A 15995-nucleotide genomic window follows, 5' to 3' on the forward strand; every position below is an offset into this window, starting at 1 on the left:
GTGGGAAGGCGGGGGTGGGGGAAGGGGACGGTGGGGTCAGGCGGGGCGGCGGGACTGGACGATGCGGAAGCGGTTGGCGACGTAGGCGCCGTCGGTGAGGGCGGCGTTGGCGGCCGGGTTCGCGCCGCTGCCGTGGAAGTCCGAGAAAGCGGCGGACTGGTTCACGAAGACCCCACCGGTGAGGTTGGCCGACAGGTGCACCCCGACGTCGATCGCGGCGGCCTCGACGGCGTCCAGCACCGCCTCGTCGGTGGAGTAGACGGCGGCGGTCAGCGCGCCGGACTCTCCGACGGTGGACCGCAGGATCTCGATGCTGTGCGCGGTCGAGTCGGTGGCGATGACGAAGGAGATCGGCCCGAACCACTCCCGGCCGTAGACCTCGGTGTCGGTGGCGGCGAGCTTGACGATGGTCGGCGTCCGGACCACCGCGTCGGTCAGCGCGGGGTGCGTGACGGTACGCGACTCCAGCACCGCCTCGCCGACCTTGGTGACCTCGTCGAGGCGTTCCAGCACTCCGTCGTTGACGATCGCCCCGGTCAGCTCGACGCCCCGGGCCGGGTCGGCGGTGAGCTTGCCGACGGTGGCGGCGATGCCGGCGGCCACCTCGTCGAAGCTCTTGTGCCCCTGGTCGGTGGTGATGCCGGCGGCGGGGATGAGGATGTTCTGCGAGGTGGTGCACATCTGCCCGCTGTAGAGGGTCAGCGTGAAACCGAGGTTGCGGCACATGCCGGCGAAGTCGTCGGTGGAGTCGATGACGACGGTGTTCAGGCCGGCCTTCTCGGTGTAGACCGTCGCCTGCCGGGCGTTGGCCTCCAGCCAGTCGCCGTACCCGGTGGAGCCGGTGAAGTCGACGATCTTCACGGCGGGGTGCAGGGCGAGGGTCGAGGCCAGCTTCTCGCCGGGGGCCTCGGGGGCGAGCAGCACCAGGTCGGGGTCGAAGCCGGCCTCGGCGAGCACCTCCCGGGCGTACCGCACGGTGATCGCCAGGGGCAGCACCGCGCGGGGGTGCGGCTTGACCACGACCGGGTTGCCGGTGACCAGTGAGGCGAACAGCCCGGGGTACGAGTTCCAGGTCGGGAAGGTGTTGCAGCCGATCACCAGGGCCACCCCACGCGGCACCACGTGGAACGTCTTGGTCATCCGCAGCGGGTCGCCCTTGCCGGCGGCCTTCTCCCAGCTGGCCGTCCCGGGGTGCCGGGTCATCTCGGCGTACGCGTAGGCGATCGCCTCCAGGGCCCGGTCCAGCGCGTGTGCGCCGCCGGCCTGGAAGGCCATCACGAACGCCTGGCCGCTGGTGAACTGCACCGCGTTGGCCAGTTCGAAGACGTGCTTGTGCAACCGGTCGAGGATCTCCAGGCACACCCCCGCCCGGGTCTGCGGGCCGGCGTCGCGCCAGGCCGGCAGGGCGGCGGAGGCGGCGGCGACCACCTCGTCGGCGCCCGGGTGCGGGTAGCGCACGTCCAGGGCCACCCCGAACGGGCTCGTCTCGGTGGCGACCCGGTCGGCCGTGCCGGGCTGGTCGAGCGGAAAGTCGCCACCGAGGTACGCCTCGAAGGCGGCCTTCCCGTCGGCGGCGGCGGTCTCGCCGTACACCCGGGGGCTGGGCGATTCGGGGTAGGCGGACCAGTACCCGCGTTCGGTGATCGCGGTCAGCGCGCGGTGCAGGGTGTCGGCGTGCCTGTCGTACAGCGGGTGCGGGGTCTCCGTCATGCCCGCCATCATGCAACAGATGCTGACCAGATCAGTAGGGGCGTGTCACAGATCAGATGGTCGACTGCCACTCCGTGGACCCGGCCACCGGCCGGAACCCGAGCAGCTCGTTGATCGCGATCATGTGGGTGTTCGCCGCCGCGTTGTAGGTGTCGACCACGCTCAGCTCCGGCTCGTACGTCAGGGTGTGTTCGAGGTTCTCGGCCTTGCAGAGCAGGCCGAGCCGGTGCCCCCGGTGGGCCGGGTCGACGATGGTGAGCTGCTGCCAGGCGTGCCGGGTGGTGTTCGCGGCCAGGCTGAGCACGGTCCACGCGACCAGCCGGCCGGACGCCTCGTGCACGGCGGCGACGCTGTAGCGGCGGACGCCCCGCGCGTCCAGCGCCCGCTCCATGCCCTGGATGCGCTCGGCGTCCATCCGCTCGGGTTCCCACTCCAGGTCACCCAGGGGTGCGTCGGTCATCATCCGGCCCTCCAGGTAGGCGAGGTCGGCGAGGTGCTCCGACGGCGGGTGCCCGTGCCAGCGGACCGTGCGGTAGCCGGCGACGGCCGAGCGCGCCCCGGCCCGCAGCGCCGCCAGCCGGTCCCGGTCGAGCGCGGTGACGTCGAGTCGACGGCGGACGTCGACCAGCGCCGCCTTCGCGCCGAGCGCCGCCGCGAAGGCCGCCCCGGGCAGTTGTCCACCCGGCTCGCCGGGCAGCGCGGCCACGGCGGAGCCGACCATCCGCTTGCCGCCGGCCGCCCGCAGCTGCTCGCGGGCGTGCGTGAACAACGCCCGCCCCACTCCCACCCGCCGGTGCGCCGGGTCCACCACCAGCTCGACGCTGGCGTTGTCGGTGTTGTCCAGGAGGTGGAGGTTGAGCCGGACCCAGCCGGCGACCACGCCGTCCAGTCGCGCCACCGACCAGCGGGTGTCGATGCCGGGCATCGGGTGCCGCAGCGGCGCCTCGAACCGGCGACGGCACAGCGGCGGCAGGTCGGGTGACTCCGTCGCTTCGACCGTGGCCGCGATCCGGTAGGCCGCATCGAGGGCCGGCTGGTCGGTCGGATCGATTGCTGCGATGTCCACGGTCACGCCGGGAGTCTTCCTGTCGACGACGAAGGGGGCCAGCGGATTTCCGCTGGCCCCCTTGCACGTTGGTCGGGAGGGACGTTCGCACAACGCCTCCGGCGTTGGGTCGCAAGAACTTGAAAAGTCTCCGGCGAAAGCCCTCCCGCACGGAGCATCTTGCGCCGCCCGGTTCCTGCCGTCAAGTCCTTCCCGGCGGGTTTTCGCCACTCACCGCGAAATTCCGGTCACTCGGAGATCCACTCCCCGGGGATCAGGAGAGGAGGCCGGCGTCGCGGGCGGCCCGCAGGGACGGCTTGATCCGGTGGGTGGGGCCGACCTGGCCGGCGACGGCGTCGATGGTCTTCAGGCCCTCGCCGGTGTTGAAAACGACCGTCTCGGCGGTCGGGTCGAGCCGGCCGGACTCGACGAGCTTGCGCAGCACCGCAACGGTCACCCCGCCGGCCGTCTCGGCGAAGACCCCGGTGGTGCGGGCCAGCAACCGGATGCCGGCGCGGATCTCCTCGTCGTCGACGTACTCCATCCAGCCGCCGGTCCGCCGCACCGCCTCCAGGGCGTACAGGCCGGCGGCCGGGTCGCCGATGTTGAGCGACTTGGCGATGCCGGTCGGCCGGACCGGGGTGATGGTGTCGGTGTCCGCGTGCAGGGCGGCGGCGATCGGGTTGCAGCCGGCCGACTGGGCGCCGAACACCTTCCAACCCCCGGCGGGCGCCTCGACCAGCCCGATCTCGACCAGCTCGGAGAACGCCTTGTCGATCTTGGTGAGCAGCTCGCCCGAGGCCATCGGGACGACCACCTGGGCCGGGATACGCCAGCCGAGCTGCTCGGCCACCTCGTACCCGAGGGTCTTGGAGCCCTCGGCGTAGTAGGGCCGGACGTTGACGTTGACGAACGCGGTGTCCTCGAACTCGTCGGTCTCCACCAGCTCCCCGCAGAGCCGGTTCACGTCGTCGTACGAGCCGTCGATGGCGACCAGGTCGCCGCCGTAGACGGCGGTGGTGATCACCTTGCCCTGCTCCAGGTCACCCGGGATGAAGACCACCGAGGGCGCTCCGGCGCGGGCCGCGTGGGCGGCCACCGAGTTGGCCAGGTTGCCGGTCGAGGCGCAGGCGAACCGGGTGAAGCCGAGCGCCTTCGCGGCGGTCAGCGCCACCGAGACGACCCGGTCCTTGAACGAGTGGGTCGGGTTGGCGCTGTCGTCCTTGACCCACAGCGGCGCGCTGATGCCCAGTTCGGCGGCGAGGTTCGAGGCCGCCACCAGCGGGGTGAGCCCCGGGTCGAGGGTGACCCGGGTGGCCGGGTCCTGGCCGGCGGGCAGGAGGGCGGCGTACCGCCAGATGTTCTGCGGGCCGGCCTCGATCTGCTCCCGGGTGACGGCGGCCAGTGCGGCGGCGTCGTAGTCGACCTCCAGCGGGCCGAAACACTCGTAACAGGCGTGCTGCGCGGCGAGCGGGTAGCGGGCGGAGCAGGCGCGGCAGACCAGGGCGCGGGCCGGGCTGGCGGTGGTGTCGATACCGGGGGCGGCGAGCGTCGACGTCATGGCGGATTCCTCTCATCTTTCCCCGCATCGCACCCTGCGGCGGGGACGGAATTGGCACCTGCCCCGCGGGACGCTCAGCGATGAGCGCGCGGGGTGGTTGCCGGGGCGTCGTCGGGCCGTATCCCTCAGCCCCTCTGGATGAGGTATGCAGTTGTGCCGTCGAGTCTAGGCAGCTTCGCCGCCATCGCCCAGTCTGCTTCCCACGGTGTGAACCACCTGCCGGCGGGGCGTGCGCCGGCCGCACCGGAAGCCATTGATGTTTCGGGCAAGTTTCCAGCTCAGTACGCCCTTGTGCGGATCCGCGCACCGGCCCTCCGGTCGGCCCCTGACCGCGCTCCGACAGGCCGGTGGGGGGCCGGCCGACGAGCCGATGACCGACATTGCCATCGATCAGTACGGTGCGGGAGACCTGACGTCGAGAGAGGACCCCCCGCCCATGCGACGGATTCCGTCGAGCCTTGCGACCCTCACCATGGTCTGCCTACTGACCGCCGCCTGCGGGGGTGAGCAGGGCGGGACGGACGAGGCAGCGTCCACCGTCGGCCCGTCCACCGGGCCCTCCACCGCCTCGGTGCTGAGTCAGGTCTCCCCCGAGGCGACTCCCACCAGCGAGGCTCCGTCGCCGGAGGTGAAGAAGGCCGCCCCCACCACCCCGCCGGCCGCCGCCCCGACCACCACCGCCGCCGCGCCGGTCAAGGCACCGTTGACCTGTGCCCATCTGGCGGAGGCCCGGCTCGGCAGCAGCAAGACGCCCTACAACGGCTACCCGGACTACCTGCCGCTGGCCGGGGGGCAGTGGTCGGGCGAGGACGGGGCCACCGTGACGCTCCAGAAGCCCTGCGGCATCGGTGACCTCGACGGCGACGGCGCGGAGGACGCGGTGGGCGCGGTGGCGATCAAGACCGGAGGCAGCGGCACCTTCTACACGCTCGCGGCGTGGCGCAACAGCGGTGGCCTGCCGGTGTTCCGCGCGCTGACCGACCTCGGCGACCGGACCCCGGTCGTCTCGATCAGCGTGGCCGGGCGCAAGGCCACCGTGGTCTGGCTGACCCGCAGCCCCAGCCGGGGCATGGCCGAGCTGGACATCAAGCGGACGTCGGTCTACAAGCTCTCCGGCAGCACCCTCGCCGAGGTGAGTCACACCGACGCGCCGTACAACCCCTGACCGCACGCGTCGCCGGAGCCGCCTCGTTGCGGCTCCGGCGACGCCGGTCAGTGCGTCAGGCAGGCACCGAGCTTCGCTCCGCCACCGGTGCCGACGGGGCGTCGGCGCTGCGGCGGGCGAGCAGCGTGTCCAGCGCCCAGGAGCCCGGGCCGAGCACCGCGATCAGCAGGAACGACCAGCAGAAGAGCGCCGACAGCTCGCCTCCGTTGCGCAGCGGCAGCAGCCCTTCCGGCTGGTGCACCACGAAATAGGCGTATGCCATCGAGCCGGACGCGAGGAGCGCGGCGGGCCGGGTGAAGAGCCCGGCCAGCACCAGCGCACCGCAGACGAGCTGGATCAGTGCGGCCCACCAGCCGGGCCAGGCACCGACCGGGACAGCCTTGCCGGTCACGGGGTTGCCGCCGAACAACCCGAAGACCGAGGACAGGCCGTGCAGCATGAACAGCAGGCCGATGACGATGCGGTACAGCGAGAGGGTCGGCCCGCCGAGCCGAGACACGTTCATGGGAACCTCCATGGAAGGGATTACGTCCCCTCATGATGAGGCATCGAAGCAGTTAAATCGATAAATTCTTTGTTACTGGGAAGGTCTCGGTGCGAGACATTACCCCACCCCGACGTCCCGGTGTCACCCCTACGTCGCGTCGGGAGCGACGCCGGGCCCACGCACCCGCGACCACCACCGGCCGACCCCGACCACCTCCCCGCCGCGAGCCGGAGCGGCTCGGAACGTAATGATTGTTAACTATGAATTAACTGTCACGAAGTTCATACGCCGCGTTTATGGAAAATGAATATGCACGCAATTCGCGCGGGAAGCCACCGGGAGGTCACCGGGAAACCCCGACCGGGCCCGGCCCACCCGACCAGCGGCGAGGGGCCTGGCCCCGACACCGCCGCCAGCGCTAGGTGTCCGCACTGTGCGCCAACTTCGGACGACAGCAGGCGGTTGGCGCGGTTTACCCGCGACACCCGGAACGCCCCACCCGTCAGCAATTTTCACGAGGCCCGGCCGCGGCACCCAGCGCCGCACCTCGACATCGACTCACGGCAGTAGCCGGCACGGCCGCCAGTTCAAAAATCCTTAACAATTTTTCCGGTGATAACGGGCTGCGTAATACGTTAGCCTCGGCACCACGTTGCCCCCGGATCTGCGACAACCACCCTCGGAATCACCCGCCAAAACCACCCCACCGAGCCGGCCCGTAACCTCGCGCCGGCAATTTGCCATTCCCGTCGACCGACGCGATCCGGCAACCTGCACCACCCCTCCGGGTGCACCAACGATTACCCATCTCCCCTGGTCGAGAGCGATCCAGCCCACCCGTCCCGGCTATCGCCAGCCCGACCGTTTGTTCACGGAAAGGACCACCGTGCGACGTCGACCACCCCTACCGGGACGACTGCTGCCCGCATTTGCCACCCTGATCCTGCTGCCCTTGCTCGCCACTCCGGCCCACGCCGACATTCGCCCCGAAACGGTACGACTGCTCGCCAAGGCAGCCGCTGACGAGTGTTTTGCCGGCGTCGGCGTCGACTATCCACCCGGACCGCCCTGCACCGTGGGACAGCCCAAGGTCAACCAGTCGTACGTCTGGGGGCTCGCCCAGGCCGGCCGCCGGCTCTGGTTCGGCACCGGGGCGAACGTGCTCTGCCTGAAGCCCGAGGGCTACCAGGTCCGCGAACCGATCCTCAACGACGACTACGTCTGCGAGTTCGGTCAGAGCCAACCGGCCCGGGGCAACCCCGCCCTGCCCGCCACCCTCGGTGACCACCGCACCCCCGAGGTCTACACCTACGACCTCGCCACCGAACGGCTCACCGAACGCACCGGCGACATCACGTCCGCATCCCCGGCGGACGCGAACCTGCTGAACACCACCGCCGGCCTGCGTAGCGCCGCCGCCCACCAGGGCGTCGTACTGCTCGGTGGCCCCAGCGTGGTCGGCGGGGTGAACGTGTTCGCCTTCGACACCGTCACCGGCCGTTACCTCGGCTCGACCAACCTCACCGCGTACGAGAACATCCGGCACTGGGTGGTTGCCGGCGGCGTGCTCTACGCCGGGGTCGGGCTGGGCGCCAACGGTGGCGAGGCCGGCCGGGTGCTGCGCTGGACCGGCGACCGCACCGACCCGTTCGCCTTCACCGAGGTCGCCGACCTGCCCACCCAGGTCGCCGACCTCACCGAGCACCAGGGGCGGCTCTACGTCTCGACCTGGCCCAAGGCGATCGTCGACGGCTCGGTGGCCGAGCGCGCCGCAGCCGGCATCCTCCCGACGCCGCCCCCGGTCGGCCCGTCGTACTCCGACGTGGGCGAGCAGGCACCGCGCGCCGTCGGCGCCGCCCCGGCGGCGGACCCCGGTGACGGCACCGACCCGGCCGACCTGGCCGGCATCTGGATGAGCCCGCCGCTGGCGGCCGGCGCACCCGGACTCAACCCGGAGGACGCCGGCAACTGGTCGCAGGTCTGGTCCGCCGCCGACTACGAGCCCGACCCGGTGGTCCGCCGGGCGTACGCCCTCGGTGGTCTCGCCTCCTACGGCGGCCGGCTGCACTGGGGGACCATGCACGTGCCGTTGCAGGCGACCGCCCTGCACCTGTCGGTGTACCCGCCGCGCAGTCAGGCGCAGCTCCAGGCCACCGTGCAGAACACCCAGCGGGCGTTCGCCGTCTTCCGCGGCCAGGACCTCGGTGGCGCACACGAACGGATCGAGACGCTCTACGGCGAGTCGACGCTGCCGGCGTACGACCCGACCGCGAACAACGGCGTCGGCGCGTGGGCCCCGGCCCCGACCGGGGCGACCCCGGTCTACGGCGGCTCCGGCTTCGGCGACCCGTTCAACCTGTACGCCTGGAAGATGGCGGTGGCCGGCGGCCGGCTCTACGTCGGCACCATGGACTTCGCCTACATCTCGCTGGAAGGTGAGATGCCGACGCCCCCGGCCGGCACGGCGCCCAGCCCGCCGACCTTCGGGGCGGACCTCTGGTCGTTCGACGCGCCCGGCCGGCCGGCCCGCGCCGTCGACACCGGCGGCTTCGGCAACCCGCTCAACCAGGGTGTCCGCACCATGGTCGTGGACGGCTCCACGCTCTACCTCGGGATGGCGAACCCGATGAACCTGCGCACCGACCCGACGCCCGGCGTCCCGAAGGGCGGCTGGGAACTGATCCGGGTGAGCCGACGTTGAGCCGGCCCGGCTGATCGTGGTCCGGCGGCCGGTGAGGTCCCCCACCGGCCGCCGGGCCACCCGTCGGGCGGGGCGGTCAGGGGGTGGCGAGAGCCTCGGTGGGGGCCAGCCGGCTGGCCCGGATCGCCGGGTAGAGCCCGGCCAACGCACCGATGCCGATCGTCGCCCCGATGCCGCCGGCCACCACCCACAGCGGCACCACCGTCGGCCACCCCTGTGAACCGGCGTAACCGGCGGTGACCAGGCCACCGAGCAGAACCCCGCCCAGCCCACCCAGGGCGGACAACAGCAGCGACTCGGCGAGGAACTGGGTGCGGATCTGCCCCCGGGTGGCACCCAGCGACCGCCGCAACCCGATCTCGGCCCGCCGTTCGATCACCGAGATGACCATGGTGTTGGCCACCCCCACCCCGCCGACCAGCAACGCCACCGCACCCAGCCCGAGCAGCAGACCGGTGAACGCCTCGTCGGTGGCCTGCTGGGCGGCGAGCGCATCGGACGGCCGGGAAACCTGGATCTCGTTGGACTGCTCCGGGTTGGCCGTCGCCGCCAGCACCGCCCGGACCGCCTCGACGTGCTGCTCGGCCGAGCGGGTGTAGATCCGGGTCGGGTGCCCGTCCAGGCCCAGATAGGTGGTCGCGGCCGACCAACCGACCAGGGCCGACGAGTCGAGTTCCGGGGCGAGCGGGACCGGTCGCAGGATGCCGATCACGGTGAACCAGCGGCCGTCGAGGTAGACCCGGATGTCCGGCCCGGCCGCGCCGAGGCCGAGCCGCTCCGCGGCCACCGACCCGAGCACCGTGGCCGGATACCGCCCGGTGGCCTCGTTGAGCCAGGTCCCGCTGGCCAGTGAAGCGCCGACGGTGTCGAGCAGGTCCAGCTCCACCGCCTGGGTGCCGAGGCCACCGGTCTGCGCCGCCGGGATCCGGTCCGACCGGTAGACCGGCATGTCGGCCAGTTGGGCGGTCGCCGACACCTGGCGTACCGGGCCGATCCGGCTGATCATGCCGACCGCCTCGACCGGCAACTGGGCGTCCGCACCGAAGAGGGTGCTCCCCGGCGCGACGGTGAGCAGGTTGGTGCCCAGGGCGGCCAGCGTCCGGTCCAGGTCGGCCCGGGACGACGAGGAGATGCCGACCACGCTGATCATCGCGGCGATGCCGATGGCGATGCCCAGAGCGGACAGGAACGCCCGCAGCGGCCGGGTCCGCAGCCCCACGCCACCGACCCGCAGCACGTCCTGCGGGCTCATCCGGGCCGGTCGCAGCCGCTCCGGTCGCCCCGCACCGCTTCGCCGGGCCGCGCCCGTCGACCGCAGCGGCGTGGTGGTCATCGCAGCACCCCCTCGGTCAGGGCGGCGGAGTCCGCCACGATCAGCCCGTCGCGCATCTGCACCTGCCGGGGCAGGCTCGCCGCGATCTCCCGGTCGTGGGTGATCACCACGATGGTGGTACCGGCCGCGTGTAGCTCGTGCAGCAGCTCCATCACCCCCGCGCCGGAGCTGGAGTCGAGGTTGCCCGTCGGCTCGTCGGCCAGCAGCAGCGGCGGTTCACCGACCACCGCACGGGCGATCGCCGCCCGCTGCCGCTCCCCGCCGGAGAGCTGGTGCGGCCGGTGGTCCAGCCGGTGTCCCAGGCCGACCCGTCGCAGCGCCGCCTCCGCCCGCCGCCGCCGCTCCCGCCGGGGCACCCCGGCATAGAGCAGGCCGTCCGCCACGTTCTCCACCAGGGGTACGCCGGCAGCCAGGTGGAACTGCTGGAACACGAAGCCGATCCGGCTGGCCCGCAGCGCGGACAGTTCCCGGTCGGACAACCGCGCGGCGTCGTACCCGTCGATGTGGACCGCGCCCGAGGTGGGCCGGTCCAGGGTGCCGATCACGTTGAGCATGGTGGACTTCCCCGAGCCGGACGGGCCGACGATGGCCACCAGGGCCCCCCGGTCGACGCTCATCGACACCCCACCGAGGGCGGCGACCGTGTCGCCGTAGCGTTTCGTCACGTCACGCAGCTCGACCACGTGGTCCGGGTGGTCGGCCCGGGGCGGCTCAGTCACCGGGCATCCCCACGGTCAGCCCCTCGGTGACCGCGTCGCCGGAGACCTCCACCCGGCCGTCGGCGAACAGGCCGGTACGCACCGCGACGATCCGGGTGCCACCCTCCTCGACCACCTCCAGCCCGTAGCCGCCCTCGGCCAGGTTGAGCAGTGCCGCGACCGGCACGGTGAGCACGTCGGCGCGTTCCGAGGCGACGAGGCCGACGTCCACCGCCGCCTTGTCGTAGCCGGCCAGCGCCTTGGCGTCGTCCCCGGTGACGGTCACCTCGATCTTGGTGTCGGTCTCCGACTCCTTGCCCGTCGTCGCCGCCGAGGTCTGCACCACCGTCTCGACCGTGTCGACCTTGCCGGTGCTGCGGGTGCCGTCGGGCAGCGTGATGGTCACCTCCGCGCCCTTGCGGGCCAACCGCTGGTCCTCCACGTCGAGGGTGCAGGTGACCAGGCGGGTGGTACCGGTGGTCGAGAGGACCACCTTGCCCGCACCGACGGTGTCGCCCACCTCCACGCCGTGGCTCTCCACCCGGACCTCACCGGGGGCGTAGACGATCCGGCCCGGCTCGACCTGCCCGGTCTCCGGCAGACCCAGGTCCTCCTGCCAGTCCCGGACCGCGTCGGCGGTCGCCGAGGTGAAATCCTCGTCGACGGTGAAACCGTCGTGCCCGAGCGCGGCGAGGTTCTGCTCGAACTGTTTGACGTCGGTGCCGCTGACCCCGGAACGCAGCACCCGGTACGCGGGCAGGCCACCGTAGAGCAGCACCACCGGTTCGTCGTCGATCCGGTAGAGCGTCTTACCCCGCTTGACCGTCGCGCCGCCCTCGGCGAGCCAGGTGACCGTCCCGCTCAGCCGGCTGTCCCGGGCGCGCGGGGTGCCGTACCCCAGCTCGCCGTTCTTGGTCTCCCGGTCGACCAGGGTCTGCCGGGTGACCTTGGCGGACGACGGCGGCCTGCGGTCGGACGACGTCGCACGGTCGGCGTGGCCGTCACTGGCGAAGGTGACCGCCGTTGCCGCCACCGCCACCACGAGCAGCCCCGCCGCCCCGAGCAGGAACACCGGTCGCGGGCGTCGCCGCCGGACCGCAGACGCAGCCGGGCCGGTGACGGACGGGTCAGCGGATCGGGATGCGCCGGTCATGACGTCCCCCGACGTTCACCGAGGTTGGGCACGGTCTCCCGGCACTTGTCGAACGCGGTCCGCACCGCCGGGTCCTTCAGGTCGATGTCGGCCCGACCGGGCTGGATGCGGCCGTCGGCGGCCGGGTCCGGGAAGTTCGGCACGCCGTTCTCCCGCATGCACCGGGCCAGCTTGCGGACCTGCTCGACCTGGCCCGCGTCGAGCTGCCGGGGCTGCCCGCCGTTGGGGGCGAACTCGCGGCACTGCTGCAGCGCCGACTGCACCTTGGCCGGGTCCACGTCCGACCCGCCGTTGAACCGGGGCCCCTTCTGCCCCGGCTGCGGGTCCGGCACGTCGAGCCCCTGTTCCCGCAGACACGTGGTGAACTTGAGCTGGCGTTCCTCGTCGCTCATCGCCGCAGCGGCGGAGAGCGAGGGCTCCGCGCCGCCACCACCGGCGCTGGCCACCCCGGAGTCGTCGGCGGCATCGGACTGACAACCGCTCAGGGCGAGGACCGCCACCACGGGCAGGGCCAGGAGCAGGCTCAGCTGATTTCGTCGCATCGTTGGTCTCCCTTCCGACCGGCAGACAGCCGGCATTAGGGATAACTCAACTCCTGAGGCGGTATCCAGGGCGTAAACGGCAACGTTAACGCGGTGGTTATCCCGGCATAGGCGAGGATGGAACGGTGCGCGTACTGGTGTGCGAGGACGAGAAACTGCTCGCGGACGCGATCGCCGAATGGCTCCGCCGGGAGTCGTTCGCGGTCGACGTCGCCTACGACGGCGACGCCGCCCTGGAACGCATCGGCGTCAACGGGTACGACGTGGTCGTGCTCGACCGGGACCTGCCGGTCGTGCACGGCGACGACGTCTGCCGCGCCCTGGTCAGTGCCGAACGGGACACCCGGATCCTGATGCTGACCGCCGCCGCCGCCGTCCGGGAACGGGTCGCCGGCCTGGCCATCGGCGCTGACGACTACCTCACCAAACCGTTCGCGTTCGTCGAGCTGAGCGCCCGGGTGCACGCGTTGACCCGACGCACCCGCCCCGCCGCCCCACCGCAGCTGACCCGGGCCGGGATCGTCCTCGACCCGTCCCGGTTGCAGGTCACCCGGGACGGGAACTTCGTGCCGCTGTCCCGCAAGGAGTTCGGCGTGCTGGCCGAGCTGCTACGCGCCGACGGCGCGGTGGTCTCCGCCGAGGACCTCCTCGAACGGGCCTGGGACGAGCACATCGACCCGATGACCAACGTGCTGCGGGTCACCGTGATGAAGCTGCGGCGCAAGCTCGGCGACCCACCCGTCATCGAGACGGTGCCCGGGGTGGGATACCAGATCCGATGAGGAAACCGACCATCCGGGCCAGGCTGACCCTCATCTACGGTGGCCTGTTCCTGCTCGCCGGCACGGTACTGCTCGCCGTGACGTACGTGCTGGTGGACCAGCGGCTCGCCCACGGTCTCGGGTTCAACCTGCGCGGGACCGGTGGCAAGGAGTCGATCTCGCTGCCCCAGGGCACCCAGATCAACGCCAACCAGGCCGAACACCTGCGCGCCATCGTCCGCCAGGTGCAGGACGACGCCCGCCGGGACGCCCTCGACTCGCTGCTCACCCAGGGCGGAGTGGCCCTGGCCGTGGTGACCATCGCCGCGGTCGCGTTCGGTTGGCTGGTCGCCGGCCGGGCGTTGCAGCCGTTGCAGCAGATCACCGGCACCGCCCGTCGCATCGCCGGAGCCGACGGGGCCGGCCGGGGACTACACGAACGGATCGCCCTGGCCGGGCCGACCGACGAGGTGAAGGAGCTGGCCGACACCTTCGACCTGATGCTCGAACGCCTCGACCGGTCCTTCGACGGGCAGCGGCGCTTCGTCGCCAACGCCTCCCACGAGCTGCGTACCCCCTTGGCGATCAACCGGTCCCTGGTCGAGTTGGCGATCACCCGCCCGGACGCCCCGCCCGAGCTACGACAGCTCGGCGAGACCCTGCTGGCCGTCAACGAACGCCACGAACGACTGATCGACGGGCTGCTCACCCTCGCCGACTCGGAGAACGCGCTGGCCGAACACACCGAGGTGGACCTCGCCGAGGTCGCCGGTCACGTCGCGGAACAGACCGGCCGGTCCACCACGCTCGCCGTCACCCGCGAACTGGCCCCGGCGCGGACGGCCGGCGACCCGGTCCTGCTGGAACGGCTCACCCAGAACCTGGTGGAGAACGCCGTCAGGCACAACGTCGACACCGGCGGCTGGCTCTCGGTCGCCACGGCCGTGGTCGACGGTCGGGCCACCCTGACCGTCAGCAACAGCGGGCCGGTGGTGCCCGGGTACGAGATCGAGACGATGTTCCTGCCGTTCCGCCGGCTCAACCGGGAACGGGTCGCCGGTCAGCGGGGCTTCGGCCTGGGGCTGTCCATCGTCCGGGCGGTGGCTCGCGCCCATGGTGGGACCGTGCGGGCGGTCCCCCGCCCCGACGGCGGCCTGGTGGTCACCGTCGCCCTGCCCACCACCGGCTGAACCGGCCCCAAAGCTCCCAACCCGTTCCCTCGTGTCAGGCATCACGCGTTGCCCGTGTCGCGGACGAACACTCCCCGACCGGGCGCACCGACGACCACACCCCGGTCACGCAGCAGCGCCACCGCTCGCGCAGCCGTGGAGAACGAGACGGAGTAGAGATCCGCGAGCTGCGAGTAGGAGGGCAGCTTGGCCCCCGGCTCATACTCGCCATCCCTGATCCGGCTGGTGATGTCGGCGGCAATGTCGGTGTAGCTCAGCGGAATCGCGGGCATGGTGATCCTCCCGGGTTGGCAATCCCATCTGATCACGTTCTGCGACTTCACCTCAAGCGCTTGGTTGACCTATGTCACTAGGCGCAATAGCATGGGACCGAGCCACCCGGGTTGGCACCAGGGCCGGTTCACCCTCCGGGAGAACACCCGGACAGGGCCGGGGCAGCGCGTACGGATCGGCTGGAACCCCCTTCCAGGTTGGTCGGCGCGCTGCCCCGGCACCCACGTAGGCAGAGGAGACACGGTGGAGACAAGTACGGAGGTGCCGGTCGCCAGCGCGATACGGGCGGCCGAGCAGGTCGCCGCCGAGCTGCGGGAGACGTACCTCGAGGTGGCCGCCGGGATGGTGCTGCTGGAACGCGTCGGCGGGGGATGCACCCACCCGGCGCTCCGGCTGGCCCGACGCAGCGGCGGTGACGCCCTCGACCTGGCCGCCGAGGTCGATCAGCAGGTCACCGACGGGGTACGCCGGCTGCGGGTCGCCGCCGGGCACGTCGAGCCGGGCACCATCGGCGACCTCGTCGAGACGCTGGATACCGTCCGTGGCCGGTGGAGTGCGGCAGCCGGTCGGATTCGGCAGCTCCCGGGCCGGGTCACCGCCGCCGGCCAGCAGCTCCGCGACGCGGCCCCCGCCGAGGCCGCGCCGACCGACCCCACCGGGGTCACCACCCCACCGGGGCGGCACGACACCGAGACGACCGCGCGGCAGTGGCGGTGCGCCGCCGAGCAGCTCGACCTGATGGCCGAGTGTCTGGCCGCTGCCGTCGCCGCACTGGGGTCGTACACCGACGGGTTGTCAGGTGCGGCACCCCGACCGGCCAGGAAGGGCGAGACAGGATGATCTATCGAGCCGGGCGGCGGCTGCTGCCGCAGCACGTCCGCACCGTCACCTTCGGCACCCGTCGGTGGCGCGGCCTCGACCCCGAGCAGGTGTACGCCTTCCTCGACCAGGTCGCCGACGAGCTGGAACGGGTCACCCGTGACCTGGCGACCGCCACCACCGAGGGTGAGCGCATCCGGGTGGCGCTGCGGCGGTGGGGATCGGGGCACGCCGACTGCCGCCGGACGAGAGCGGCCCGGAACAGGTGGTGGCCACGGTGACCGACCCGTGCTGGATCATCCACCTGCCGACCAGGCTGACCAGTGTCGACGAGGTCGCCGCCCTGGCGATGGCGTTGCGTCGTTCGCTCGGGCACGTGCTCGCCGTCGACTTCGGCGAGACGACCCTGTCGCCGGAGGACCGGCAGTCCGTGCGTACCCGGATCTGGTGCGACGCCCCGCTCGGCGGCCCCGGCCGCTGCGGTCGCACCGCCGGCCACGACGGCGGGTGCGCCCTGACGACGGAATGATCGACTCAACGGGGCCGATGGTGCGGTG

The 15995-nt window shown here is 72.0% G+C and carries 16 protein-coding genes and 1 riboswitch; of the genes, 7 read left to right on the plus strand and 9 right to left on the minus strand.

What is annotated here, in order from left to right:
* Positions 1-36: 36 nt before the first annotated feature.
* The 3 genes from paaN to thrC form a co-directional block, all read right to left on the minus strand.
* Positions 37-1710, minus strand: a complete 1674-nt coding sequence (gene paaN, locus ACQP2H_RS28475) for a phenylacetic acid degradation protein PaaN (protein ID WP_219464949.1) — start codon at positions 1708-1710, stop codon at positions 37-39.
* A 52-nt stretch (positions 1711-1762) separates the two neighbouring features.
* Positions 1763-2782: an N-acetyltransferase family protein gene (locus ACQP2H_RS28480; protein WP_433229515.1), complete on the minus strand. Its 1020-nt coding sequence runs from the start codon at positions 2780-2782 to the stop codon at positions 1763-1765.
* A 247-nt stretch (positions 2783-3029) separates the two neighbouring features.
* Positions 3030-4316, minus strand: coding sequence for a threonine synthase (thrC, locus tag ACQP2H_RS28485; RefSeq protein ID WP_357536368.1), 1287 nt, complete (start codon positions 4314-4316; stop codon positions 3030-3032).
* Positions 4317-4325: 9 nt separating this feature from the next.
* Positions 4326-4461: riboswitch (SAM riboswitch) on the minus strand.
* 291 nt (positions 4462-4752) lie between these two features.
* Here thrC and ACQP2H_RS28490 point away from each other — a divergent pair.
* On the plus strand, positions 4753-5481 hold the full coding sequence (locus tag ACQP2H_RS28490; protein ID WP_219464954.1) for a hypothetical protein: 729 nt from the start codon (positions 4753-4755) through the stop codon (positions 5479-5481).
* A 55-nt stretch (positions 5482-5536) separates the two neighbouring features.
* Here the strand turns inward: ACQP2H_RS28490 and ACQP2H_RS28495 are convergent, their stop codons facing one another.
* A complete protein-coding gene (locus tag ACQP2H_RS28495) occupies positions 5537-5986 on the minus strand; it encodes a DoxX family protein (RefSeq protein ID WP_219464957.1) in 450 nt (149 codons plus the stop codon).
* 868 nt (positions 5987-6854) lie between these two features.
* Between ACQP2H_RS28495 and ACQP2H_RS28500 the strand changes: the two genes are divergently transcribed.
* Positions 6855-8669 carry a hypothetical protein gene (locus ACQP2H_RS28500; protein ID WP_433229517.1) on the plus strand — a complete coding sequence of 605 codons (1815 nt, stop codon included), beginning with the start codon at positions 6855-6857 and terminating at the stop codon, positions 8667-8669.
* Between the two features lie 76 nt (positions 8670-8745).
* Here the strand turns inward: ACQP2H_RS28500 and ACQP2H_RS28505 are convergent, their stop codons facing one another.
* The 4 genes from ACQP2H_RS28505 to ACQP2H_RS28520 all read right to left on the minus strand — a co-directional run bounded on the left by ACQP2H_RS28505 (position 8746) and on the right by ACQP2H_RS28520 (position 12395).
* Positions 8746-9921, minus strand: coding sequence for an ABC transporter permease (locus tag ACQP2H_RS28505; protein WP_208567933.1), 1176 nt, complete (start codon positions 9919-9921; stop codon positions 8746-8748).
* A gap of 77 nt (positions 9922-9998) precedes the next feature.
* Positions 9999-10685, minus strand: coding sequence for an ABC transporter ATP-binding protein (locus ACQP2H_RS28510; RefSeq protein ID WP_208567932.1), 687 nt, complete (start codon positions 10683-10685; stop codon positions 9999-10001).
* A 28-nt stretch (positions 10686-10713) separates the two neighbouring features.
* A complete protein-coding gene (locus ACQP2H_RS28515; protein WP_308290925.1) occupies positions 10714-11772 on the minus strand; it encodes an efflux RND transporter periplasmic adaptor subunit in 1059 nt (352 codons plus the stop codon).
* 77 nt (positions 11773-11849) lie between these two features.
* On the minus strand, positions 11850-12395 hold the full coding sequence (locus ACQP2H_RS28520) for a hypothetical protein (RefSeq protein WP_208567841.1): 546 nt from the start codon (positions 12393-12395) through the stop codon (positions 11850-11852).
* A gap of 125 nt (positions 12396-12520) precedes the next feature.
* Here ACQP2H_RS28520 and ACQP2H_RS28525 point away from each other — a divergent pair, with 125 nt between their 5' ends.
* Positions 12521-13177: a response regulator transcription factor gene (locus ACQP2H_RS28525; protein ID WP_208567840.1), complete on the plus strand. Its 657-nt coding sequence runs from the start codon at positions 12521-12523 to the stop codon at positions 13175-13177.
* On the plus strand, positions 13174-14346 hold the full coding sequence (locus ACQP2H_RS28530; protein WP_357536372.1) for a sensor histidine kinase: 1173 nt from the start codon (positions 13174-13176) through the stop codon (positions 14344-14346). Before ACQP2H_RS28525 ends, ACQP2H_RS28530 begins: the two co-directional genes overlap by 4 nt.
* A 41-nt stretch (positions 14347-14387) precedes the next feature.
* On the opposite strand, the gene ACQP2H_RS28535 is transcribed toward ACQP2H_RS28530, so the two are convergent.
* Positions 14388-14618: a winged helix-turn-helix domain-containing protein gene (locus tag ACQP2H_RS28535; RefSeq protein WP_357536374.1), complete on the minus strand. Its 231-nt coding sequence runs from the start codon at positions 14616-14618 to the stop codon at positions 14388-14390.
* Positions 14619-14862: 244 nt separating this feature from the next.
* Here ACQP2H_RS28535 and ACQP2H_RS28540 point away from each other — a divergent pair, with 244 nt between their 5' ends.
* The 3 genes from ACQP2H_RS28540 to ACQP2H_RS28550 are packed head-to-tail and all read left to right on the plus strand — an operon-like array spanning position 14863 to position 15967.
* On the plus strand, positions 14863-15459 hold the full coding sequence (locus ACQP2H_RS28540; protein WP_219464969.1) for a hypothetical protein: 597 nt from the start codon (positions 14863-14865) through the stop codon (positions 15457-15459).
* The gene (locus ACQP2H_RS28545) at positions 15456-15719 is read left to right on the plus strand and encodes a DivIVA domain-containing protein (RefSeq protein WP_219464972.1); all 264 of its coding nucleotides are present in this window, start codon (positions 15456-15458) and stop codon (positions 15717-15719) included. Before ACQP2H_RS28540 ends, ACQP2H_RS28545 begins: the two co-directional genes overlap by 4 nt.
* Positions 15707-15967: a hypothetical protein gene (locus tag ACQP2H_RS28550; protein ID WP_219464973.1), complete on the plus strand. Its 261-nt coding sequence runs from the start codon at positions 15707-15709 to the stop codon at positions 15965-15967. The genes ACQP2H_RS28545 and ACQP2H_RS28550 overlap by 13 nt, the downstream gene beginning before the upstream one ends.
* Positions 15968-15995: the final 28 nt, after the last annotated feature.

Origin of the sequence: Micromonospora sp. CA-248260, from assembly GCF_050942205.1 — a bacterium.
GTDB classification, from domain to species: Bacteria; Actinomycetota; Actinomycetes; order Mycobacteriales; family Micromonosporaceae; genus Micromonospora; species Micromonospora antibiotica.